Source organism: Lacibacter cauensis (genome assembly GCF_007830055.1).
GTDB lineage: Bacteria > Bacteroidota > Bacteroidia > Chitinophagales > Chitinophagaceae > Lacibacter > Lacibacter cauensis.
On record NZ_VLLE01000003.1, the window covers coordinates 993,267 to 1,018,809 of the forward strand.

Consider the following 25,543-nt stretch of genomic DNA (forward strand, 5'->3'; position numbering starts at 1 on the left):
ACGTATTTCAGGTTAAAATCGGTTAAGCATCCGCTAAGAACGGCTTTTTGATTGTTTATCGTATCGGTTACTTTCGTTAAAAATAATTTACTATGTCATTTGAATGGAAAGGGGTGTTCCCCGCTTTGCTTACACCGTTTACAGCGAACGAGGAAATCGATCTGCCGATGTTTGAAAAAAACTTACAGGCGCAACTGGATGCCGGTGTGCATGGCGTGATCATTGGTGGTTCCTTGGGTGAAGCCAGTACCATCACTGCTGCAGAAAAAGAACAACTCATCAAACATGCAATCAACTATCTCAACGGAAAAATTCCGGTGATCATGAATATTGCGGAGAGTACCACCAAAGATGCAGTGCAACAGGCAGCCAATGCAAAAGCATGGGGTGCAGCAGGACTGATGTTGTTACCGCCGATGCGTTATAAAAGTGATGACAGGGAAACAGTGGAATATTTTAAAACAATTGCGAAGTCAACCGACTTGCCGATCATGATTTACAACAACCCGGTTGATTATAAAATTGATGTTACGCTCGATATGTTTGAAGAGCTGATCGAGTGCAGCAATATCACTGCTGTAAAAGAAAGTACCAGGGATGTAACGAATGTAACACGATTGATCAATCGTTTTGGCGGACGTTTAAAAATTCTTTGCGGTGTAGATACGCTGGCAATGGAGGAATTGTGTTTAGGTGCCGATGGTTGGGTAGCAGGATTGGTTTGTGCGTTCCCGAAAGAAACAGTAACGATTTACAACCTGGTGAAAGAAGGCAAAATTGCAGAAGCTGCAAAAATCTATCGCTGGTTCATGCCTTTGCTCGAACTCGATATTCATCCGAAGCTGGTGCAGTATATTAAACTGGTGGCTACACAAACAGGCATCGGAAGTGAATATGTTCGTGGACCTCGTTTAACTTTACAGGGCAGTGAGCGGGATCGTATTTTGAAGATCATTAATGACGGTATCGCTGCACGACCTGTTTTGTAAACAACTAAAAACGAACAATGAGTTATTCTGATACTTCAGTACAGGAAATTAATGCATGTATGCAGGAAGCATGGAATGCGTTTCATGTGTACCGCAAAAAAAGTTTAAAGGAAAGAGCCGCATTGATGCGTGCTATTGCAAAGGAATTGGAAAGTTGCGGCGATCATTTAATTGCAGTCGCCATGCGTGAAACCAATTTACCCGAAGCAAGATTGCGTGGCGAACGTGGCCGTACGATTTTTCAATTGAACAGTTATGCTGATGCATGCGAACGGGGTGATTGGTTGGAAGCAAGAATTGATACAGCGGTGCCTGATAAAGTTCCACCGAAACCAGACATTCGAAAAATGCTCGTACCTCTTGGTCCGGTGGTGGTGTATGGTGCAAGTAATTTTCCCTTTGCTTATTCAACGGCCGGTGGCGATACGGCTTGTGCATTAGCAGCAGGTTGCCCGGTAATTGTTAAAGCACATCCTGCGCATGAACATACATCGGAGATTGTTGCAGATGCTATTCACAAAGCAGTGGCTTATCTCAATTTACCGAAGGGTGTGTTTCAACATGTGTATGGAAAAAGTATTGAGGTTGGAAAAACGTTGATCCAGCATCCCCATACAAAAGCAGTTGGTTTTACCGGTTCGTACGGAGCAGGTATGCAATTGTTCAAGTGGGCCAATGAACGTAAAGAACCGATTCCTGTGTTTGCAGAAATGGGCAGTGTGAATCCGGTGTTTCTGTTGCCGGAAAAATTAGCTGCCTCTGCAACAGACATTGCAAATATGTATGCAGGCTCTATTACATTAGGTGTGGGACAGTTCTGCACCAATCCCGGTCTCATCATTGGTATTGAAAGTGAGGCCTTGACAACTTTCACGCATGATCTGGGTAAGGCGATACAAAAAATACAACCTGCACCTATGTTGCATGCAGGTATTGTGAGTGCGTACAAAGAGAAAAAAGGAAATGCGTTGCTGCAGGACGATGTGCATTTGGTTGCAGAAAGTGAAACTGCTGTAAAAGAAAACGAAGCATTACCTACTGTGGCTACTGCAAGTGCACAGGCGTTTTTAAACAATCCCGTGTTGCACCAGGAAGTGTTTGGTCCGTATTCACTTATTATCCGTTGCGCCAGCAAAGAAGAAATGCTGGCAGTGGCACAACATCTCGAAGGACAGCTTACAGCAACACTCATGGCAACAGAAAATGACATGTTGCAAAACGATGAACTGGTAGAAGCAGTAAAAAATATCTGCGGTCGTTTTATTCTCAACAGTGTACCAACCGGTGTGGAAGTTTGTTTGAGTATGCAGCACGGTGGACCTTTTCCTGCAACAACCGACAGTCGTTTTACAAGTGTTGGTGCCGATGGCATTAAACGTTTTGCAAGGCCCATCGCTTTTCAAAACTGGAGCAACAGCTTGTTACCTGATGAATTAAAGAATGAAAACCCGTTGGGAATTATTCGTGCAGTGAATAATATCCCAACTGCTTCTGTACTATAAAGCAATCGTAAAAAGCAAAACCAACATGCGAAAAATCTGTTTATTGCTGATGCTGCCATTTGCTGTGGCAGCTCAGCAAAACAAAAGCACAACCGGTGCACAAAAGATGGCGGCTTTTCAACAGCAGCAAATGTTGTTGCAACAATCGCCGTATAAAAATCTGCAATGGCGCTTAACGGGCCCCGATAACCGAAGCGGTCGCAGTACCGACGTGGTGGGTATTACCGGAAACCCGAATGTGTTTTATGCAGCTTTCGCAACAGGAGGTTTATGGAAAACAGAAGATGCAGGCGCAACCTGGAAACCCATCTTTGATCAAGAAGCAACGCAATCGATCGGCGATATTGCATTGGCTCCATCGGATCCGAATATTTTATACGTTGGCACAGGCGAAGCAAATATTTTCCGTGCATCACTGCCGGGCATAGGCATGTATAAATCAACCGATGCAGGTAAAACATTTCAGCATATTGGTTTGGAAAATACAGGAACGATTGCCCGTGTCATCGTTCATCCAAAAAATGCAAACATTGTTTATGTAGCTGCAAGTGGTAACGAATGGACGTATAACAAAGACCGTGGCGTTTATCTCAGCACAGATGGCGGCAAAACATGGAAGAACGTGTTGTTCGAGAGTGAGCAAAGCGGTTGTATTGATTTGGTGATGGATCCATCTGATCCGAATACTTTGTATGCAAGTATGTGGAATCGTATCCGCAAACGCTGGAGCGATCCTGTACCGGAAGATGGTGATCATTTGTATAAAACAACCGATGGCGGCAAAACATGGAAAAAGATTACGAAAGGGTTACCCGATACAAAACTCACCGGCAGGATAGGCCTTGCCGTTAGTCATTATAACCCGAATGTATTGTATGCATTTGTGGATGATCATAACAAAAAGCGTGATCCCAATCCTGGCGAAACAGATAGTTATGAACGGAAAGTACAGAAGGTGGTAATTGGTGCAGCGATCTACCGCAGCACTAACAAAGGTGAGAGCTGGGAGAAGATGGGTGAAGTGCATGATTTCCTAAAACCATTCTCCGGTACTTATGGCTGGGTGTTTAGCCAGATAAGAGTACATCCGAAAAATGAAAACAGAGTTTATGCTTTTGGGGTGGAGAAAGCCATCAGTGAAGACGGTGGTAAAACATGGAAGGTTTGGGAGGCAACAGATAAAGAAAGCGAATGGACGCATGGCGATCATCATGCATTGTGGATCGATGAAGAAAATCCGGATCGTATGATCATGGGTGATGATGGTGGTGTTTCCATTACGTATAATGGTGGAGCAAAATGGAAAAACTTCTTCGATGAAATTCCTACAACACAATTTTATACGGTTGCATACGATATGCAAACACCCTTCAACATTTTTGGTGCAGTGCAGGATGAAGGCACCATGAGTGGTAATGTGAGCAATACATTTGGAAAAGCTGCTGATACAACACTTCGTCCGTGGCGTATGGCGCCGGGAGGTGAAGGAACACAGATTGCTGTTGATCCGGAGAACGCAAACATTGTTTATGCTTCATCCTACTACGGACGTTTGATGCGCACCGATATGAGCAAAGGAAGAAGAGAAGGCACAAAACAGTTCAAACAATTTGATGTAGGCCGTATCGATTCGTTGCGTGGCGAATGGCTGGCTGCAACCATCATGAGCAAGTTTAACAACAAAGTGTTGTATCATGGTTTGCAGCATTTGTATAAAACTGAAGATGGCGGCGAAACATGGAAGATGATCAGCGGTGATCTTTCGTATAACACGAAAGAACGCAACGGAAATTATCCTTACTTAATTTATCACCAGGCCATCACCGCTGTTGCAGAAGCTGATAAAGCTGGGGTGCTGTATGCAGGAACTGATGATGGTCGTGTTTGGTTTACAGCAAACGACGGCGGCAACTGGAAAGAAATTACCAAAGGACTTCCATACAATAAGCACGTTGCAAAAATTGCTGCGTCGAAATTCAAATCATCACGGGTATATCTTGTGTTGAATGATCGTCGTGCAGATAATAACACGCCTTATTTATATGTAAGTGATGATTATGGTACAAGCTGGAAGCCGATTGCTTCAAACTTACCTGCATCACCAGTGAATGTGATTGCAGAACATCCCGACAATGCAAACACTTTGTTCTGCGGAACAGACTTTGGTGTATACATGAGTAAAGATGGAGGCAAGAAGTGGATAGTGATCAACGGAACTATTCCTGCATCTGTTTCTGTGAATGATTTATTCATTCATCCGAGAGATAAAAAATTAGTGATCGGTACATACGGCCGAGGCGTGTATGTGCTCGACGATTTAAACAGTTTACAATAATGGCAACAAGCCCGATCGTAAAAAAATATCCCAACAGTTCGCTCAATCGTTTTGGTGGGTGGGTGTTTCATTGTGTGGATGCACATACTTGTGGCAACCCTGTTCGTTTGGTTGCAGAAGGTGGTCCTGCATTGGAAGGCAACAACATGAGCGAAAAACGCCAACACTTTTTAAAAGAGTATGACTGGATACGCAAAGGATTAATGTTTGAGCCAAGAGGACATGACATGATGAGCGGAAGTATTTTGTATCCGCCGCATGATCCGCAGAACGATGTAGCGGTGTTGTTTATTGAAACGAGTGGCTGCTTGCCCATGTGCGGTCATGGTACGATTGGTACAATTACCATTGCTGTAGAAGAAGGATTGATTACTCCGAAAACACCAGGCATTATTCGGATGGAAGCGCCGGCGGGTTTAGTAATGATCGAGTACAACATGACTGGCCTTGGCCTTCAGGCCAAGGTTGAAAGTGTGAAGTTGACGAATGTTCCTGCATACTTGCACTCAACAGAATTAACCGTTGATTGTCCGGAGTTGGGTGAATTGGTGGTAGATGTTTCGTATGGTGGAAATTTTTATGCAATTGTTGATGTGCAGAAAAATTTTAAAGGGCTGGAACATTATGCAGCTGATAAACTCATTGCATGGGCAAGAGCGTTGCGGAAGAATATCAATGCAAAGTATGAGTTCGTTCATCCGCAGGATGCAACGATCAATGGCTGCAGTCATATTTTATGGACAGGTGCAGTGATCGATCCAACATCCACTGCACGCAATGCGGTGTTCTATGGCGACAAAGCAATTGACCGCAGTCCTTGTGGTACCGGCACTTCTGCACGCATGGCGCAATGGTATGCAAAAGGTATGCTGCAGAAAGGCGATCAGTTTATTCATGAAAGCATTATCGGCAGTAAGTTCGTTGGCACCATTGAAGAAGAGTTGGAAGTGAATGGTGTCAAAGCAATTCGTCCGGGTATTGAAGGTTGGGCAAAGATCTATGGATATAACACTATCAGCATTGATAAGGAAGATGACCCGTATGCGTATGGGTTCCAGGTTATCTGAACCATGATTTATAGGATTAGTGGGATGAGTTTGATAGAATCAAGAAGACAGCGTTTTCGTTTAACAATAATTTATTTACAAGTTTTCAATAGCTGGTTACATGAAAAAAGTATTTCTCTTTTTGCTTGTCTACATCTTTCAATTAAACCTGTTTGCACAAACCAAGTTGCAGAAAATTGAGTTCATCAATTTTTCACAGGTGAATGTGACGGATGCATTCTGGAAACCGAAGATTGATAAGGTTGCTACCAAAACATTGGCTGCCTGTATCTATCAAACAGAAGTAGCTACGCCACGCATCCGCAATTTTGAACGTGTTGCAAGAAACAAGGGCGAACAGCATGAGGGTATTTTTTATGATGACAGTGATGTGTTCAAAGCATTGGAAGCGATGGCGTATTCGTTAAAGACGCATCCGAATGCAGAGATGGAAAAGAAATGCGATGAATGGATTGATAAGATTGCTGCTGCTCAGCAACCCGATGGTTATCTCAACACCTGGTATACATTAAAAGGTTTACAGGATCGCTATACCGATATGAGCATGCATGAAGATTACAATGCAGGTCATATGATCGAAGCGGCGGTTGCATATTACAACGCCACCGGCAAGCGTAAATTTTTAGATGTGTGCATTAAGTGGGCCGATCATTTTGATGCATTGTTTGGCCCCGGTAAACGTCATTGGGTAACCGGTCACCAGGAATTAGAGTTAGCGTTGGTGAAATTGTACAAGACAACCAAGAACGAAAGATATTTAAAGCTGGCCGATTGGTTATTGAGCGAACGTGGTAAACGTTTGGCAAAAGGTTATACCTGGACCGATTGGAAAGACACGGCTTATGCGCAGGATGTGTTGCCAGTGAAAGAACAAACGCAAATTACCGGTCATGCAGTGCGTGCCATGTACATGTACACGGGTGCAGCTGATGTGGCTGCACAAACAGGCGATGTAGATTATATCCGTGCAATGAAAACAGTTTGGCAGGATGTGGTGTTTCGTAACATGTACATCACCGGTGGTATTGGTTCTGCAGGAAGCAACGAAGGTTTCAGCCAGGATTATGATTTGCCGAATGAACAGGCGTATTGCGAAACCTGTGCAAGTGTGGGCATGGTGTTCTGGAACCAACGGATGAATGCATTAACAGGTGATGCCATGTATATGGATGTGCTGGAACGCAGTTTGTACAATGGTGCATTGGATGGTTTGAGTTTAACAGGTGATCGTTTCTTTTATGGTAATCCGCTGGCATCACGTGGACAGCATCAACGCAGGGAATGGTTTGGTACTGCATGTTGCCCGGCAAATATTGCTCGTATGGTTGCATCGCTCGGCGATTATATTTATGCAAAAAGTGATGAAGGAATTTATGTGAATCTGTTTGTTGGCAGTAATACAAGTATCCAGTTGCCGAAAACAAAAGTGGATGTAAAGATGGAAACGAATTATCCGTGGGACGGGCAGGTGAAGATTGCAGTTGATCCGCAAATAAAAAAGCAGAAGTTTAAATTGTATGTACGTATTCCTGACTGGATGTATAACCAGCTGAACACCGATGGACTGTATCGTATTACAAACACAGGTAGTAAACCTCTTCAGATCAGTTATAAAATCAACGGAAAATTATTGAGCGGCACTTATGAAAACGGATACCTTGTTATTAACCAGGAATGGAAGAAAGGTGATGTTGTTGAACTGGAATTGCCAATGGATGTAAAGTTAATTGAAGCAAAAGCAGAGTTGAAGCAAAACAACAACCGCATCGCCATTCAGCGAGGACCGGTTGTTTATTGTGTAGAAGGTACGGATAACAATAACAAAGCATGGAATATTGTACTGCCTGCCGATACAAAGTTTGAAACGATTGATTACAAAATAATGGATGAGCAGGTGAAGGCATTAACAGCAGAAGTGCCGGTTGTGATTGTTGCAGAAGATGGTCTGTCAATCCGTACTGAAAAACGAAAGATTATTGCCATCCCGTACTACACATGGGCCAACCGTGGTAAAAATGAAATGCAGGTGTGGTTGCCTACAACAATTAAGGATGTGAAAATTAATTACTGATCACACGCAACAAATGAAAAGAATCCTTTGCACGCTTTTAGTTTTGTCTTCATTCCTGGTGAGTGTTGCACAATCGTATGTTCCTGAGAAAAAGAATACAAAAGTAAAAGTGCAGCCCGTTGTACAAGTAAATGCATTTGCATTTCCATTGAGTGATGTAAAGCTTTTGGCAAGTCCGTTTACAAAAGCCATGCAGTTGGATAGCGCTTACCTGTTATCGTTAAGTGCCGATCGGTTGCTGTATCGTTTTTATAAAAATGCAGGACTACCGGTGAAGGATTCGATCTATGGCGGATGGGAGAGCGATGGCTTATCGGGACATACATTGGGCCATTATTTGTCGGCTGCATCAATGATGTATGTGTCAACAGGAAATGTGGAGTTTAAGAAACGTATTGATTACATCGTTGCTGAACTGGAGCGTTGTCAGCTTGCACGCAAGACCGGCTATATCGGCGCCATTCCAAAAGAAGATTCCATTTTTGGTAAAGTAGCAAAGGGAGAAATCAAATCATCCGGTTTTGATTTGAATGGTGGATGGAGTCCCTGGTACACCGTGCACAAAGTAATGGCCGGTTTGTGCGATGCGTATTTGTATTGCAACAGCAACAAAGCATTGAAGATGGTGACAGGTATGGCCGACTGGACGTACAACACCGTGAATCATTTGCCCGATTCAACACGTTTAAAAATGTTGAACTGTGAATACGGCGGCATGAATGATGTGCTTGCGAATATTTATTCTTTCACCGGCAACAGAAAATATCTTGATCTCTCGTATAGATTTTACGATGAGTTTGTCATGGGTAAACTGGCGCAACGTATCGATCCTTTGCCCGGCAAACATAGTAACACCAACGTGCCGAAAGCAATTGGCAGTGCACGGCAATATGAATTGACAGGCAATAAAAATGATCAAACCATAGCTTCTTTTTTTTGGGAAACCATGGTGCACAATCACAGCTATGTGATTGGCGGTAACAGCAACTACGAGTATTGCGGTGAAGCAGGTAAACTCAACGACCGTTTGAGTGATAACACATGCGAAACATGTAACACCTACAATATGCTGAAGCTGACAAGGCATTTATTTGCCTGGCAACCTTCTGCACAGCTGATGGATTATTATGAACGTGCTTTGTACAATCATATTCTTGCTTCGCAGAATCCGGAGAACGGCATGATGACTTATTTTGTTCCGTTGCGGATGGGAACAAAGAAACAGTTCAGCGATCAATTCAATACGTTCACCTGTTGTGTGGGCAGCGGTATCGAGAATCATGCGAAGTACGCAGAGCAGATCTATAGTTACGATGGGAAGAATAATTTGTTTGTTAATCTGTTCATTCCTTCTGTATTGAACTGGAAGGAAAAAAACATCCGCATTACACAGACCAATTATATTCCTGCAAGCAAACAGGTGAAGTTGATTGTTGCTGCTGCAAAACCAACTGCATTCACAGTTAAGATCCGTAAGCCATCGTGGAGTAACTCAGCTCCGGTAATAAGGGTTAATAATGTTGTGGTAAAAGCGGAAACTGATGCGGCCGGTTATTTAACTACTACTCGTGTCTGGAAAAACGGTGATGTGATTACTGTTGATCTCGATATGAATCTTTATACCGAAGCAATGCCCGATAATCCCAATCGAATTGCATTCAAATACGGTCCGTTAGTATTGGCCGGATTGCTGGGTAAAGAAAAACCCGATCCGGTTATTGGAGTGCCGGTGTTGTTAACATCAAATCGTAATGTCAACGATTGGATGCAATCAACTTCTTCGTTGCAGTTTGAAATGAAAGGAGTGGGTATGCCGTTTGATGTGCAATTGATTCCTTTCTATCAAACCTACGATCAGTATTACAGTGTGTACTGGGATTATTTTACACCGGATGAATTTGCCAGACTGCAGGCCGATTATGAAGCAGAGAAAAAACGTGTGCAGGAAATTGAAAACAGAACCATTGATCTCTTTCGTGTGGGTGAAATGCAACCCGAACGTGATCATAACCTCAAGGCAACAGAACGTTCTTACGTAAGCGATGCAATGGACAGAATGGGACGTGAAGCAAGAAGCAATCATAACTTTGAGTTTGAAATGAAAGTTGATCCTGCAGTGAACAACGCCTTGTTGTTTACTTACATTGGTGATGATAAAGACAGAGTATTTGATATTTTAGTGGATGGCGTAAAGCTTGTGACGGTTGAATGGAAAGGTGGTAAGACGGGTAAGTTTTATGATGTGGAATACAAACTGCCTGTAAGTATGCTCAGCGGTAAAACAAAGATCACTGTAAAGATCGATGCCAATCATGGCAAAACAGCAGGACGTGTATTTGGTGTACGAACAATAAAAGAGCAATAACAGCAATGGGCAAAGCAATTGTAATTGGTGGCGGCATTATCGGTTTAAGTTCGGCTTACTATCTGCAGCAAAGCGGATGGGATGTAACAGTGTTGGATAAAGATGATTTCTCCAGTAACTGTTCGTATGGCAACGCCGGTTATGTTTGTCCGAGCCATTTTGTGCCATTGGCAACACCCGGTATTGTAACGCAGGGTTTGAAATGGATGTGGAATTCAAGAAGTCCGTTTTACGTGGAGCCTCGTTTAAATGCTGCGTTGATTTCATGGGGATTGAAGTTTATGAAAAGTGCCACAGCCAAACATGTGGCAGAATCGGCTATTCCTCTCCGTGATATTGCCTTGTTCAGTCAGCAGTTGTACGAAGAGTGGGCAAAGCTTCCTGACTTTGATTTTGCGTATGAAAAGAAAGGCTTACTGGAAATGTTTCAAACAGAAGCAAACGAAGAACATGCACATCACACAGCGCATGAAGCAGCAAAGTTGGGTTTAGAAGCAGTGATGCTATCAAAAGACGAAGTACAGGCCATGGAGCCACAGACAGAACTGAACATACGTGGTGCTTTGTATTTTAAATGCGACGCACATTTGTATCCGCAAAAATTAATGAAAGGCTTGATTAATATACTCAAGCAAAAAGGCGTGCAGTTAATTTCAAAACAGGAAGTAACCGGTTTTGAAATGAAGAACGACCAGATCAAATCAGTTATTTGCAACAATCAACGATACGATGCAGATGTGGTAGTGATTGCAACAGGTTCCTGGTCGAGAGAAATGGCACAGAAGCTCGAACTTAATTTGCCACTCATGCCCGGCAGAGGCTATTCTGTTACATTGGAAGATTCGCCGTTTACATTCAATCATCCGGCTGTGTTGCAGGAAGGTCGTGTAGCCATCACACCCATGGATGGAAACAAGATTCGTTTTGGCGGTACCATGGAAATCACATCAACGAAAACAGCACCACGCTACAAACGAGTAGAAGGTATATTGAATGCTGTTGAGCGTTTTGTGCCCCAGTTTAAAATTCGCATGCCATCACCTGAAAACATCTGGTATGGTTATCGGCCCTGTTCGGCTGATGGCTTGCCTTACATCGGTAAAATAAAATCGAATGCCATTATTGCTACCGGTCATGCCATGATCGGGTTAAGCGTTGGCGCAGGCACAGGCAAACTTGTTGCGGAGATTGCGAATGGCGAAACACCCAGCGTGGATATCAATCCTTATAATCCAAAAAGGTTTTCCTAATTTGCTGTGCATTTTGCACAACAATCTGCACAACGCAATATGAAACAGCTTGCATTCATTCTTCTGTTCACTTCCATTCTTTTTACTGCAACTGCACAACATAAACTCGTGAAGTTGTGGGAAACAGATACCACGTTAAAAGTTCCTGAATCGGTTTTTATCGATCATAAAAACAATGTGCTGTATGTTTCCAATATCGATGGGCAGCCTTGGGCAAAAGATGGCAAAGGTTCAATTGGTAAAGTGGGTATGGACGGAAAAGTTATTGCGGCTGAATGGGTAACCGGTTTGCAGGCACCCAAAGGCATGGGTCTGCACAAAAATAATTTGTACGTAGCCGATCTGAATGAAGTAGTCGTGATCGACATTACAAAAGGAGCCATTGTTGATCGCATTGTTGTTGATGGAGCTATTACGTTAAACGATATCAGCGTAGAAAAAAACGGAACAGTGTATGTGTCCGATTCACGGGGAAGAAAAGTGTACAGCATCGAAAATAAAAAAGCAACCGTACTGCTCGATACAATGCAACTGAAAGGACCGAATGGGGTACTAAAGCATAAAGGAAGTTTGTACGTGCTGGATGCAGGCAGTATGTACCGCATGGAAAAAAACGGATCTCTAACCAAGTTGGCCGAAGGCATGGAAGCCAGTACAGATGGTATTGAAAATATCAGCGGTGGCGATTATATTGTTTCAACCTGGATTGGTGTGGTTTATTATGTAAATGCTGATGGCAGCAAGCAGGTGTTACTCGATGGCAGGGAGCAAAAAATTAACTCGGCCGACATTGGCTTTGATGCTGTGAAACGCATCGTATACATTCCTACTTTCTGGCGAAATACGGTGGCAGCCTACGAGCTTCAATAAAGGAATGTGAAAACTTGTCGGACGGTTGATTGTAACCGTCGGGATGTTCCTAATTTTACAAAACGTATGGACTGTACATCGCAACGGATCACTTACCGTAACACGGCTGCTTTTTCAAGTATTGTTTTGGATTACCTGGATGATGCTGCGGCATTAAGACCGTTTTATAAACATCGTCCAAACCTGGAGGGTATTAAGCATGCAATTGCAGAGCGTTCTGCATTTGCAACCAACCGTACAGTCTTGGTTAATCATCTCAAACAACAATACAGTGCAGTAAGCGAATCGGCTGCAGTTAACCGTAATATCGATCTGCTGCTGCAGGAAAATACATTCACCATTACCACAGCACATCAGCCCAACTTATTTACAGGCCCGTTATACTTCATTTACAAAATTCTGCATGCCATTAAACTGGCCGATACCTTAAAGCAGGAATTAACACAATACAATTTTGTGCCTGTTTATTACATGGGTAGCGAGGATGCCGATTTTGAAGAGTTGAGTTATGCAATAGTAAACGGCGTAAAATACCAATGGGCCACACAGCAGAACGGTGCGTTTGGCAGAATGGTCATTGATAAAAACATCACACAATTGATTCATGCCATCAGTGGACAGTTACTGGTGGAGCCGCATGGTAAAGAAATAGTGGATGCATTACTTGCTTCATACAAAGAGAAAACAACTATACAGGATGCAACATTTGCCTTTGTGCATTTCCTGTTCGAACGTTTTGGTTTGATTGTGATCAATGCTGATGCGAAGGCACTGAAGCAACAGATGATTCCGGTGTTTGAAGATGAATTGCTCAACCGTTCATCGGCCAAACTGGTAACACAAACCATTGCAGCACTCGATCAGCAACACTACAAAGTACAGGCAGGTGGCAGAGAGATCAATCTGTTTTATTTTGATGAAGACCTGCGTGAGCGTATCGAAGCAGATGGCGATGGTTTTACTGTTGCAAACACAACGATTAAGTTTACAAAAGAGGAGATGCTGAAAGAACTCAAAGAGCATCCGGAACGTTTCAGTCCGAATGTAATTCTGCGTGGTTTATACCAGGATACGATTTTGCCCAACATTGCTTTTATTGGCGGCGGCGGAGAACTGGCGTATTGGCTGGAGCTGAAAAATGTGTTTGCACATCACCACGTACCTTATCCGGTATTGGTATTGCGGAATTCATTTCTTATAACCGAAAAGCAATGGATAGAGCGCATCACAAAGCTTGATTTTACACTTGAAGCATTCTTCCAAAGCAGTGAAACATTGCTGAACGAATATGTACACCGCACCACTGTTAATAAAATTCAACTCAACGGAAGTTTAGAACAGGCAGAAGCATTTTATGCTGCATTGAAACAACAGGCGGCAACGGTTGACCCCACTTTACAGCAACATGTAGATTCGTTGAAAGCAAAAGCCATTCATCGTTTACAGGAGCTGGAGAAAAAAATCATCCGTGCAGAAAAAAGAAAGTATGCCGATGAGCAACGGCAGATTCAAACCATCAAAGCACAACTATTTCCCGGCAACGGCTTGCAGGAACGTAAAGAAAGTTTCTTGAGCTTTTATGCAAAAAAAGGAAACAATCTCATTGATGCATTGTATCAACATTCTCTTTCTCTCGAACAGGAGTTTGTAGTTTTATCTTTCTAAACTATTTCGTCTTCAATGCTTTTACCGGATCGAACTGAAAGCCGAGGCTGAAATAATTACTGCGGTAATTGGTATTGCTGTTTCCTGTAAGTAAAGACGCATTCATTTGTGCCTGGACACGAAACCAGGGTGCACTAGCAAATCCAAAACTGGTGACCAAGGCAGGCTCAACAAACAACAACCTGTTGCGTGTTAGCTGCAGCAGTTGGTACGATTCCAGTTCATTATTATCATAGCTTGTGCTGATGTTGCTATAGCCGATTGATGTAAACCGCAGCACAGTGCTCAATGTAAAATTTTCACCGGTATGAAAACTGAAGGATGGTTGAATATAATAACGGTTGGTTTTGCTGTTGTGAAAACCCAATGCTCCACTATTGGTTGTGCTGTTATCGGAGATATTGTTTTTACCGAAACCGTAGCCACCATACAGTTCAAAAAACACTTTCTTATCTCTTGATATGGGATAAAAAACGCCTGCGCCAAATTCGGCTGCGCTGCGTTTGTATTTTACAATGTCTGTTCCGGTATTGCCACTGCCATCGGAGTAGGTGAGTTCATCCTGGCTGCGTAAAGAACCATACCATGCTGCAGTTACTGCAAAGTGATTGGTTATTGCATACGCCCCCTGCAAACTGTAACTGTTTTCTGTACCAACCAATGTACTGGCTGCCACAGCAGTAACTCTCGATTCATTTTTTTCTTTGAATGCAGGTACTTGTTGTATCGAAGGTGCATAGGCAAAACGCAGTAGTGTACAGGAGCTTAGCAGGCAGCTCACTAGAAATACGGTTGCTGTTAGTTTCAGGTATGTGCTCATAAGTTTGGTTTTAGCAGTTACAGGTTAATCAAATTTATTATCCCAACCCTGTTGTTTCAGTTTGTCAACTTTGGTCAATACTTCATCGTTGAGGTTGGTTTTGTAAGCAGCAATTTTTGCAGCTACTGCTTCATCGGCAGTACCAATGATCTGTGCGGCCAGAATACCTGCGTTTTTTGCTGCATTCAATGCCACTGTTGCCACAGGTACGCCGTTGGGCATTTGCAGAATCGATAAAACAGAATCCCAGCCATCAATAGAGTTAGACGATTTAACAGGTACGCCAATAACAGGTAATGTTGTAACACTGGCTACCATGCCCGGCAAATGAGCAGCGCCACCTGCACCGGCAATAATCACTTTCAATCCTCTCTCTTTTGCTTTTTGTGCATACTCCACCATACGTAAGGGTGTGCGGTGTGCAGATACAACCGTTAACTCGTAATCGATACCAAATTCTTTGAGGATATCTGCAGCGGGTTGCATAACTGGTAAGTCGCTGTCGCTGCCCATGATAATACCAATGATTGGAGTAGCCATAAAAAGATTTGCTGCAAAGAAACAAAACAACGGGCAGTAAAAAAAGAAAGCTGCTGATGTTATCATCAGCGGCTTATTGTCAGACGTCCTCGTCGGACAATAAATTTTTTTAACTCGTCCGACGAGGGCGTCTGACGAAGATGGGTTACAACTTACTCAAATCACCGGCCAGTAACTTCATCTCCGCTTCGGCAAGCTTCGCCATGTAGAGCGAATTGATGTAACGGGTTTGTCCGTTGATGTAATCAATTTGTACCTGTCGTAATTCCAGGGAAGTGATTGCCAGTTTGCGGAAACGTTCAGTGGAGATCAGATTGTTTTCTTCAATCAATGCCAATGTATTTTTCTCCAGTTTCACTAAGTTGAGTGCATTCTGAAAATTAGAATACGCATTCAGCAGATTGGTGTATACCTGATTTTTCAAACGGTCAATAATCACTTGTTGATTTTTGATATTGATATCTGCTACCTGTTCCTGACGTTTGATATTACCGCCCTGAAAAATGGGAATAGCAATGCCAATATTACCGCTGGGACCAAGGTTACGGTTAAACAACGTAAAACCTGCATCGTTGCGGCTTTGTGCTAAATTGAAGTTGCCGTTTAATGTAACAGATGGCAGACGTTGTGATATGATCTCCCGCTTTTGCTGAACAAGCACCGAAAGATTGCTTTGTGCAAGCAACAGATCATAGTTGTCGCTTTGCGATTTGGTAACCAATGCAGCAAAGGTTAATGCAGCATCCGGTTCAATTACATCCAGCACTTCGAAAACAGTTTCGGGTTTGCGTGCAAGCAGATTATTAAAATCGGCTTTGGCAATGCGGATGCTGTTTTCAACTGTTAACAGATTTCCTTTTTGTTGATTCAGATCTACTTCAGCTTGCAGAAAATCGGTTTTCGGTGCAGTACCGATTGTAAAACGACTTTCAGCAATTTGTTTCCGTTCTTCAAAAAACTTAATGGTTGCCTGTAATGCTTTCTTTTGTTGATTGAGTTGTACAATCTGATAATAAGCAGCAATTACATTAAACACCGTTGTATTTACCTGACTGCGGAAACTGAGTTCTCCAATTTTCTCCAGTTCTTCCAAACGACGTTTGGTGGCAAACATCCGCATACCATCAAAAACACGCCAGCTAACGGCTAAACCTGCATTTTGATTGCGCAAAATAGCACCGTTCCGTTTAATGGTAGTCCCATTGGTTAAACGTTGCTCAAGATTATTCGATGCAATACCAACCGTTGATGTTGCACTGATGGTTGGCAATAAACCTGCAGTGCCCCAGTTGTTATTGATAGCGCCGATCTGTTGTGCATTACGTTCGATTTCCACATCAAAGTTTTTTTCAACAGCAATGCGGATGGCTTCATCTATAGTAAGTTTCGATGCGTCCTGTGCCAGCGCAATGCTGCTAATCAGCCAGCTTGCTAATAACAGTTTCAGTTTCTTCTTCATGCACTTTAATTTTTTTGGATGAGAGGTACGAATACATGGCCGGGATCACAAACAATGTAAGGATCAACGAGAACATGATACCTCCCACAATTACAATACCTAAGGGAATACGGCTGGTGGAAGCTGCACCCAATGATAAGGCCAGCGGTAATGCGCCCAATGCCATGGCCAGACTCGTCATTAAGATGGGTCGCAAACGCATGGTAGCTGCTTCAATTACTGCAGGCTTCTTCAACATACCTGCATGTTTCTTTTGGTTGGCAAATTCCACAATAAGGATACCGTTCTTAGTTACAAGACCAATCAGCATAATCATACCAATCTGCGAAAAGATATTAATGGTTTGATCGAATAGCCACAAGGAGAACAAGGCACCTGCTATCGCTAATGGTACGGTTACCATGATAACGATGGGATCGATAAAACTTTCGAACTGTGCAGCCAATACAAGGAAGATGAGAATTAGTGCCAATCCAAATGCGAAGAAGGTATTGCCACTACTTTCTGCAAAGTCACGTGAGTTGCCGGAGAGGGCCGTGTTAAACGATTCGTCTAACAACTTATCTGCAATGGCCTGCATTTCTTTAATGCCATCGCCAATTGTTTTTCCGGGAGCAAGACCCGCACTGATGGTTGCCGATTTGTAACGGTTGAAGTGATACAGTGTTGGTGGCGTTGTTTCTTCTTCAAAAGAAACGAACTGATCAACCGAAATCATTTGTCCTGCAGCGTTACGCACAAACAAATTCTTCAGATCTGTTGGGTCGTCACGATCATCACGCAAAACCTGGCCGATTACCTGGTATTGTTTACCTTCTTTAATAAAATAGCCGAGACGACGGTTACTGAGCGATAACTGCATTAACTCAGATATGTCTGTAACGCTTACTCCCAGTTCACTTGCTCGCAAACGATCGATATTTAAACGTAATTCCGGCTTATTGAATTTCAGATCAACATCCACACTGTTGAAGGTTGGATTTTTTTGTGCTTCTTCCAGAAACTTCGGCAGTATAGCTTTCAGTTTATCGAAGTTGTTATTCTGAATAACAAAGGCAACCGGCAAACCACCACGACGGTTGACCGATATGGTTTGTTCCTGGATGGCAAAGGCACGGCCTTCGTTATATTTTGGAAGATTACGGTTAATCACATCCACAATCTGTTGTTGCGAACGTTGACGCTGATCGGGATCAACCAAGAGCGAACGCACAAAACCACTGTTAACAGAACCTGCTCCTGTAAACCCCGGTGCAGTAACGGAAATGAGTACTTTGTTTTCAGGTACACTATCCATGATCAACTGGTTCAGTTTATCGATGTAGGCATCCATTGCATCGAAGCTGGTACCTTCCGGCGCAGTTACCTGTAAACGGAATTGACTGCGGTCTTCCAACGGAGCCAGTTCGCTTTGCAACTTACCGCCAATAAAATAAATCATTACACCGCATGCTACAATCAATACCCATGCAATCCAACGTACACGCATAAACGCAACCAGCGCTTTGTGGTAGCCATTTTCCATTGAACGAAAAAATGGTTCGGTTACACGGTAGAACCAGCCATGTTTTAAGCCGCCCTTTCGTGTTAGGTATACGTTGAGTACAGGTGTAAGTGTAAGTGATACGAAAGCGGAGATCAATACCGCACCGGCTACCACAATACCAAATTCACGGAACAAACGACCAACGAAACCCTGTAAGAAGATGATGGGAAGAAATACTACGGCCAGTGTAATAGACGTAGCAATAACAGCGAAATAAATCTCATTCGAACCTTCACGTGCAGCACGGTATTTATCCATGCCCTGTTCCATCTTTTTAAAGATGTTTTCTGTTACCACAATACCATCATCCACCACAAGCCCTGTTGCCAGTACGATAGCCAACAGCGTTAATACGTTAATGGTAAAACCACTGAGGTACATGATGAAGAATGCACCAATCAATGAAACGGGAATATCAATCAACGGACGGATAGCTACAATCCAATCACGGAAGAAGAGGAAGATGATGAGTACCACCAATGCAAACGAAAGCACCAACGTTTCTTCTACTTCGGCAATGGACTTACGAACAAATTTTGTCTGGTCCAAACCAACATCCAGTTTGATGTCGGATGGAACTTCTTTTTTAATCTGTTCGTAACGCTTGTAAAATTCGTCGGCAATGGCTACATAGTTACTTCCCGGTTGCGGTACAATAGCCAGCGCAATCATGGGTATACCACTTTCCTTCAATACACTTTCTTCGTTCTCCGGTCCAAGGATAGCTTGCCCAACATCTTTTAATTTAATATCACGGCCATCAACGTTTTTTATAATGAGGTTATTAAAATCTTCTTCTGTATTTAAACGGCCGAATGTACGCACCGTTAACTCCATGGTATTGCCTGAAATTTTACCGGAGGGCAACTCGAGGTTTTCACGTTGCAATGCTGCCTGCACATCTTTAGCCGTTAAATTATAGGCCAATAATTTTTCCGGTTCAAACCACACACGCATGGCATAACGTTTCTCTCCCCAGATATTAACAGTACTAACACCGGGAATGGTTTGTATACGCTCCAGCAAATTGTTGGTGGCATATTCGGTAACCTGTAACGGATTTCTGCTTTCGCTCTGGATCGTCATGGAAAGAATCGGATCGCTGCTGGCGTCGGCTTTTGTAACAACAGGTGGTGCATCTAAATCGGAGGGAAGCGAACGAACCGTTTGCGATACTTTATCACGTACATCATTTGCTGCTTCTTCCAGGTTAAAGCCCAGCTCAAATTCTACATTGATGTTGCTGTTACCCTGGCTGCTGCTGCTGGTAATATTTTTTACACCTGCAATACCGTTGATTGATTTTTCCAGTGGCTCGGTAATCTGCGATTCAATTACATCGGCATTGGCACCGGGGTATGAAGTACGTACGCTGATATTGGGAGGATCGATAGCCGGATAATCCCGGATACCTAAGAAACGAAACCCGATTACACCAAACAACACAATCATGATGTTCATCACGATGGCCAGCACGGGTCGTTTCAAACTCAGTTCTGAAATCGTCATGTTTATTGAACTTTAGAGAGTTTAACTTTTGCATCGGGTTTTAAGCCGAGTAAGCCGGTTGTAATAATGGTATCGCCGGGTACAACGCCGCTTGTAATTTCAATGTTGGCAGAATCACGGATACCGGTTTGTACATCTACAAACTTTGCAATACCATCTCTGTACAGAATTAATTTTTTACCTCTTGCCTGTGGCAGAATAGCCTGCGAAGGAACAAGGATGGCATTACTGTTTTTAGCAAAGTCCATATCTACTTTAGCAAAAGCACCCGATACCAGTGATGCATCACTTTGTTGTACAATGCAACGAACATTCATACCACGTGATGTTGCACTTACAGTTGCTTCATTAGCATATACTTTAGCAAGATATTTTTTACTGTTGCCTTCAACTGAAAAGCTGATGGTTTGTCCGTTGCTGATTTTTGAAGTGTACTTTTCAGGCACACTGAACTGCAACTTCATTTGGTTCAGCTGGCGGATGTTGGTGATGACAGTGGCCGGTGTTACGTATGCGCCTGTTGAAATATTGCGGAAACCAATACGTCCGCTGAACGGTGCACGGATTTCTGTTTTTGCGATGTTTGTTTTCAGCAAATCAATATCGGCTTTAATATTACTCACCTGCAAAAAGCTGAGGTCGTAATCCTGCTGACTGATACCGCTGATCTTGAGTAACTCTTTGTTACGCTCTTCTGTTTTTTCGGCAATCTGTAATTGCACCTGTAACTTTTTCAGTTGCGCCTGTAAATCGCCGTCAAATAATTTTACCAGTAAGGCACCTTGTGTTACATAGGCTCCTTCGTTGATGGCATGTGAAACTACACGACCGTTTACTTCGGTATGTATTTCTGTTTCTTCCATAGGTAATAAAGTACCCGGCAATTGTAAGGGCTCGCTTACAGCACCGGTTTTTACAATATAACCAACCACTGTCATGGGGCCTTGCTGCCGGCCGGCCGGTGGTGCTGCCTGTTTCTTTTCGTCTTTGCAACTAACAGCCAAAAGTGCGGCTGCAGTTGCCATAATAATTGTTCTTCTCATGTGAATATCAATTGGCTAAAGGTAAGCAGAGAACCTCGTTTCCACCCCCTCATTGGATGAGTGGTAAACGTAATTCTATAACTGTTACAATAGGTGGATGTTTGCGGGGGCGGTAAACTGCTTACTTCGATTTTACCTTGAGTAGATGTTTAATGCGGTTGGCCTTGTACGTAAGTTCGGTCCGGTCTTTACCGATAACGGTTACGTGTCCCATTTTTCGGCCAGGTTTTGTTTGTGCTTTACCGTACAGGTGCACAAACGCATTCTCCATTTTCAGTACATCTTCAAGACCTTCGTAGTGTACGGGGCCACTAAAACCATCTTCGCCCAAAACATTTAAAATAACCGACGGCATAATCGGGTCGGTGCAACCTAAGGGGTAACCCAACATAATACGCCACAGCATATCGAACTGCGAAGAGAAATTTCCTTCGATACTGTGATGTCCACTGTTGTGCACACGGGGTGCAGTTTCGTTTACCAGCACTTCACCGTTTTTATCTACAAATAATTCTACTGCAAACAAACCCGGCGATTGGAGGTTACGGACTACGGCCATAGCAATAGCTTCTACTTTCCACAATATTTTTTCGGGAAGTTCTGATGGCGATATCTGGTAGTCGAGCAGGTTGAGCAGCGGATCAAACACCATTTCTGCAGGCGGGTACATGGTGGTATCACCATCTTGTCCAACAGCTACAATCATGGCAATTTCTTTATCTACCTGTACCAGTTTTTCCAGTACCGATGGTGCATCGAAACCACGTTCAAGATCGGCTTCGGTTTTCAACAGTTCAACACCCTTACCATCGTAACCACCCATGCCTATTTTATGTGCCGCAGGAAGAAACGAAGCCTGTGCTTTCAGCTCTTCTTTGTTTTCGGTAATTACAAATTCGGATGTAGGTATCTGGTGTTGCTGATAGAATTTCTTTTGATCGATTTTGTTTTTAATGATGCGCAGGGCTGCCGGTTTGGGAAAAACCTTTACACCTTCTGCTTCTAGTTTTTCCAACGCTTCCACGTTCACCGCTTCAATTTCTATTGTTATGGCATCGAGGCCTTTGCCGAAATTGTAAACAGTTTCAAAATCTTTGATATCGCCTTTGGTAAAATGATGACAGAGATGAGCCGAAGGGCAATGCTCATCGTTTTCGAGAATATATGTTTCAACAGGATAGTTTGCTGCTGCCTGTAATAACATACGGCCAAGCTGGCCGCCACCAAGGATACCAATTCTGAGCGTAGTCGAAGAGTTCATGGCGGCAAAGATAAGGGAGGGAGTTGATGCGGAGAGGGAGGATGCCCTGAGCGTAGTCGAAGGGCGGTGTAAAAGTTCGAGCGTAGTCGAGAACTTTAGTGATGGCTTCTGAACTTCGAATGCGAAAGATTCTGACACTCAGAAAGCAATGAAAGCTTGTGCAGATTGCCATTCATCAATGCTAGTTTTTTACTTCTTGACCAGCCTTTTAATTGTTTTTCTCTTTGTGCAGCTTCAAGTGAAAAAGGGATTGTTTCATAATAACGTAAAATCAACGGTCTTCGCTTAAAAGTGTAACAAGCAGGATAAACTCCTTCACAGTGTTCTGAAAATCGTTTCAATAAATCATAGGTTAAGCCGGTGTAAAAAGAGCCGTCGTTGCACTCAATGATGTACACATAGTAAAGTTCTTGGGAGGTGTCTTTGTAGATCATATAAGTAAAATAATAAAATTTACCGGTAATCTCGACTGCGCTCGATTCCCTCCACCGTCCTTCGACTACGCTCAGGACTCCTTTCCGAAAGTTTTTTTTACTTTTGCCCCATGCACCCCGATTATGCCAATAAACGCTTCCACGATAAACGCAGCAACTATTGTTTGCTGATGGAAGTATTGGCGACTGATTCTAACTGATTGTTTGAGTAAGGTTCTTCTCCTGAACCGATGGTTTATCGTACTTCTTCACAGAAAAAATCAACAATCATGTCAACTATTGCTGTTAACAAAAAACAAGCTGTGCAACAGGATTTTCTTCCGCTGCATGGTACCGATTACGTAGAATTTTATGTGGGCAATGCCAAGCAGGCAGCTCATTTTTATATCACCGCATTTGGTTTTCAACCGCTGGCTTATGCTGGTCCTGAAACCGGTATGAAAGATATTGCGAGTTATGTTGTGCGTCAGAACAAACTCACTTTTGTATTAACCACACCGCTTCGTTCGGGTAACGAAATAGCCGATCATATTTACAAACACGGCGATGGTGTAAAAGTATTGGCGCTGAAGGTAGATGATGCAACCTCTACTCTGCATGAAACAACTGTACGTGGTGCCAGACAGTACAAAGCTGTAACGAAATTGACCGATGCAGAAGGCGAAGTAGTTGTCAGCGGTATCCATACCTACGGCGATACTGTACATTTATTTATCGAACGTAATAACTACAATGGTGTGTTTATGCCGGGCTATCGTGCATGGAGCAATCCTTATTTCAAAACAGAACAAACCGGGTTGCAGTATGTGGACCATTGTGTGGGAAATGTTGGCTGGAACCAGATGAATCCTTGGGTGGGCTTTTACGAAAATGTAATGGGCTTCCGCAATATCCTTAGCTTCGATGACAATGATATTTCTACCGAATACTCAGCCCTCATGAGTAAGGTAATGAGTAATGGCAACGGGTATGTTAAGTTCCCCATCAATGAACCTGCCGAAGGAAAGAAAAAATCGCAGGTAGAAGAATACCTCGATTATTATGCAGGCGAAGGTGTGCAGCATGTGGCACTCGCAACCAATAACATTGTTGAAACCGTTACAGCTTTACGCAGCAGAGGTGTGGAGTTTTTAAAAGTGCCAACAACGTATTACGACGATTTGCTCGATCGTGTTGGGCATATTGATGAAGACCTGGAGCCATTGAAAGAACTGGGCATATTGGTAGACAGGGACGATGAAGGATACTTACTGCAGATATTTACCAAGCCGGTAGAAGACCGTCCAACCTTGTTCTTCGAAATCATTCAGCGAAAAGGAGCGCAAAGCTTTGGTAAGGGTAACTTTAAAGCGCTGTTCGAAGCAATTGAGCGGGAACAGGAAGCAAGAGGAAACCTCTAAAAAAGAAAGGAGCAGTTCTACTGCTCCTTTCTTTTTTGCTGATGCGCTGAAATACCGTTGCCTGCTCGTTGATTTCACGAACAGCTATTTGTTTTCTACGCACAGTTTTTAACAAGTGATTTCGTTTCAATTTATGCACATTTTCAAATATTTTTGTGCTACGGACGTTCAATAAAAATCCAGTATGCTCAACAAAGGCCTTTTTTTAATTGTAAGTTTATCGGCGGTAATAGCAACCACTTTTGCTCAGTCTCCGTACGAGGGTAGCAACGCTACTTTTTCAGCAGCCCGCAACTTTAAGGAAGCCGGTGTCTTCTCCCGTGTGGAAGATTCTTTACGCAAAGAGTTGAGAGAAAAAGGGTTTCAATGGCCTGCCAAGTACATGTACATCCGCACATTTAAGCACGAAAAGCAACTGGAGGTTTGGCTGAAGAATGACTGGAGTGAAACCTTTGAGCTGTTTAAAGTGTACAAGGTTTGCGCAACTTCCGGCACCTACGGTCCAAAGCGGAAAGAAGGCGATAAACAAATACCCGAAGGTTTTTATTACATCAATGAGTTTAAGCCGAACAGTAATTATCACCTCGCTTTGGGTTTAAATTATCCCAATGCATCCGATGCAATCCTCAGCGATCAGAATAAACCCGGTGGCGATATTTATATTCACGGCAACTGTGTAACCATTGGCTGTTTACCATTGACAGATTCGTTGATTGAGCAGGTGTATTACATGGCATCGGTGGTAAAAGACCAGGGCCAGGATTTTATTCCTGTGCATATTTATCCTGCACGTTACGACAGCAAAAAGTCGATGGAGCAGGTAATGTTGAAAGCAAAGAACAAACCCGAAGTGCAAAAATTCGCCACACAAATACAGGATGCATACGAGTATTTTGAAGATACACATCAGTTGCCTGCAGTAATGATTGCAAAAAATGGCAGCTATGTGGTAGCTACGAATCCCGAAACACCGAAAGTAAAACGGATAAAAGTAATTGAGACCAATAATCCTGTTGATCCTTATGCTGCGTGGGCATTGGAAGAAAAAGTAGACCGTGTTCCGTTTTATAAAGAGGGCAATGCTGCTCTGCAACGCTGGTTGTTTAATCTCAGTCAATCGCTTGTACCTATGCTGAATGGTAATGCATCCATGTCGCTGCAGGTAGAATTTATTGTTGACAAAAACGGTAACACTGCACTGGCAACAGTTGTTCGTGGTGGCTATGCCGAATTGAACAAGGTGATCAAACAAAAGTTTGAAAAGGAACTCAAATGGCAACCGGCGTTAAAAGGCGATCAACCGGTTAATACCAAACTAATTCAGAACCTGAATATTGTAGCTCCGGAAGATTTATAATATCTTACGTATCCATTACCTCCAATTATTGTAAAGCCTCGGTACCCTGTGGATAACAGA

18 protein-coding genes are annotated in these 25,543 nt (G+C 43.0%); 11 read left to right on the forward strand and 7 right to left on the reverse strand.

Annotated features, from left to right (window positions below; all coding sequences use genetic code 11):
* Nucleotides 1–92: 92 nt before the first annotated feature.
* The 9 genes from IQ13_RS09575 to bshC all read left to right on the forward strand — a co-directional run bounded on the left by IQ13_RS09575 (nucleotide 93) and on the right by bshC (nucleotide 14,114).
* Entirely contained in the window at nucleotides 93–989 is an 897-nt protein-coding gene (locus IQ13_RS09575; RefSeq protein WP_144886119.1) for a dihydrodipicolinate synthase family protein, read from the forward strand.
* Between the two features lie 17 nt (nucleotides 990–1,006).
* Nucleotides 1,007–2,491, forward strand: a complete 1,485-nt coding sequence (locus IQ13_RS09580; protein ID WP_144886120.1) for an aldehyde dehydrogenase (NADP(+)) — start codon at nucleotides 1,007–1,009, stop codon at nucleotides 2,489–2,491.
* A gap of 25 nt (nucleotides 2,492–2,516) precedes the next feature.
* Nucleotides 2,517–4,826, forward strand: coding sequence for a WD40/YVTN/BNR-like repeat-containing protein (locus IQ13_RS09585; protein WP_144886121.1), 2,310 nt, complete (start codon nucleotides 2,517–2,519; stop codon nucleotides 4,824–4,826).
* Nucleotides 4,826–5,893 carry a 4-hydroxyproline epimerase gene (locus tag IQ13_RS09590; protein WP_144886122.1) on the forward strand — a complete coding sequence of 356 codons (1,068 nt, stop codon included), beginning with the start codon at nucleotides 4,826–4,828 and terminating at the stop codon, nucleotides 5,891–5,893. Before IQ13_RS09585 ends, IQ13_RS09590 begins: the two co-directional genes overlap by 1 nt.
* Nucleotides 5,894–5,993: 100 nt before the next feature.
* A complete protein-coding gene (locus IQ13_RS09595) occupies nucleotides 5,994–7,964 on the forward strand; it encodes a glycoside hydrolase family 127 protein (protein WP_144886123.1) in 1,971 nt (656 codons plus the stop codon).
* Nucleotides 7,965–7,977: 13 nt separating this feature from the next.
* Nucleotides 7,978–10,329, forward strand: coding sequence for a glycoside hydrolase family 127 protein (locus tag IQ13_RS09600; protein ID WP_144886124.1), 2,352 nt, complete (start codon nucleotides 7,978–7,980; stop codon nucleotides 10,327–10,329).
* A gap of 5 nt (nucleotides 10,330–10,334) precedes the next feature.
* A complete protein-coding gene (locus IQ13_RS09605; protein ID WP_144886125.1) occupies nucleotides 10,335–11,579 on the forward strand; it encodes an NAD(P)/FAD-dependent oxidoreductase in 1,245 nt (414 codons plus the stop codon).
* A gap of 39 nt (nucleotides 11,580–11,618) precedes the next feature.
* Entirely contained in the window at nucleotides 11,619–12,449 is an 831-nt protein-coding gene (locus tag IQ13_RS09610; protein WP_144886126.1) for an NHL repeat-containing protein, read from the forward strand.
* 66 nt (nucleotides 12,450–12,515) lie between these two features.
* Nucleotides 12,516–14,114 carry a bacillithiol biosynthesis cysteine-adding enzyme BshC gene (gene bshC / locus IQ13_RS09615; protein ID WP_144886127.1) on the forward strand — a complete coding sequence of 533 codons (1,599 nt, stop codon included), beginning with the start codon at nucleotides 12,516–12,518 and terminating at the stop codon, nucleotides 14,112–14,114.
* 1 nt (nucleotide 14,115) lies between these two features.
* Here the strand turns inward: bshC and IQ13_RS09620 are convergent, their stop codons facing one another.
* The 7 genes from IQ13_RS09620 to IQ13_RS21695 all read right to left on the reverse strand — a co-directional run bounded on the left by IQ13_RS09620 (nucleotide 14,116) and on the right by IQ13_RS21695 (nucleotide 22,726).
* Nucleotides 14,116–14,934, reverse strand: coding sequence for a hypothetical protein (locus tag IQ13_RS09620; RefSeq protein WP_144886128.1), 819 nt, complete (start codon nucleotides 14,932–14,934; stop codon nucleotides 14,116–14,118).
* 24 nt (nucleotides 14,935–14,958) lie between these two features.
* Nucleotides 14,959–15,474: a 5-(carboxyamino)imidazole ribonucleotide mutase gene (gene purE, locus IQ13_RS09625; protein WP_199758217.1), complete on the reverse strand. Its 516-nt coding sequence runs from the start codon at nucleotides 15,472–15,474 to the stop codon at nucleotides 14,959–14,961.
* A gap of 145 nt (nucleotides 15,475–15,619) precedes the next feature.
* Nucleotides 15,620–16,933 carry a TolC family protein gene (locus IQ13_RS09630; RefSeq protein WP_144886129.1) on the reverse strand — a complete coding sequence of 438 codons (1,314 nt, stop codon included), beginning with the start codon at nucleotides 16,931–16,933 and terminating at the stop codon, nucleotides 15,620–15,622.
* Nucleotides 16,890–19,988 carry an efflux RND transporter permease subunit gene (locus tag IQ13_RS09635; RefSeq protein WP_144886130.1) on the reverse strand — a complete coding sequence of 1,033 codons (3,099 nt, stop codon included), beginning with the start codon at nucleotides 19,986–19,988 and terminating at the stop codon, nucleotides 16,890–16,892. Before IQ13_RS09635 ends, IQ13_RS09630 begins: the two co-directional genes overlap by 44 nt.
* Nucleotides 19,989–19,990: 2 nt before the next feature.
* A complete protein-coding gene (locus tag IQ13_RS09640; RefSeq protein ID WP_144886131.1) occupies nucleotides 19,991–21,031 on the reverse strand; it encodes an efflux RND transporter periplasmic adaptor subunit in 1,041 nt (346 codons plus the stop codon).
* A gap of 121 nt (nucleotides 21,032–21,152) precedes the next feature.
* Complete coding sequence (locus tag IQ13_RS09645) at nucleotides 21,153–22,292, reverse strand: 5-(carboxyamino)imidazole ribonucleotide synthase (protein WP_144886132.1); 1,140 nt, start codon at nucleotides 22,290–22,292, stop codon at nucleotides 21,153–21,155.
* Nucleotides 22,293–22,387: 95 nt separating this feature from the next.
* A complete protein-coding gene (locus IQ13_RS21695; protein WP_144886133.1) occupies nucleotides 22,388–22,726 on the reverse strand; it encodes a GIY-YIG nuclease family protein in 339 nt (112 codons plus the stop codon).
* A gap of 269 nt (nucleotides 22,727–22,995) precedes the next feature.
* Here IQ13_RS21695 and hppD point away from each other — a divergent pair, with 269 nt between their 5' ends.
* Nucleotides 22,996–24,126 (forward strand): 4-hydroxyphenylpyruvate dioxygenase, encoded by a 1,131-nt coding sequence (gene hppD, locus IQ13_RS09655; protein ID WP_199758218.1) that lies wholly within the window; start codon nucleotides 22,996–22,998, stop codon nucleotides 24,124–24,126.
* 184 nt (nucleotides 24,127–24,310) lie between these two features.
* Entirely contained in the window at nucleotides 24,311–25,483 is a 1,173-nt protein-coding gene (locus IQ13_RS09660) for a L,D-transpeptidase family protein (RefSeq protein ID WP_144886135.1), read from the forward strand.
* The last annotated feature ends 60 nt before the right edge of the window (nucleotides 25,484–25,543 follow it).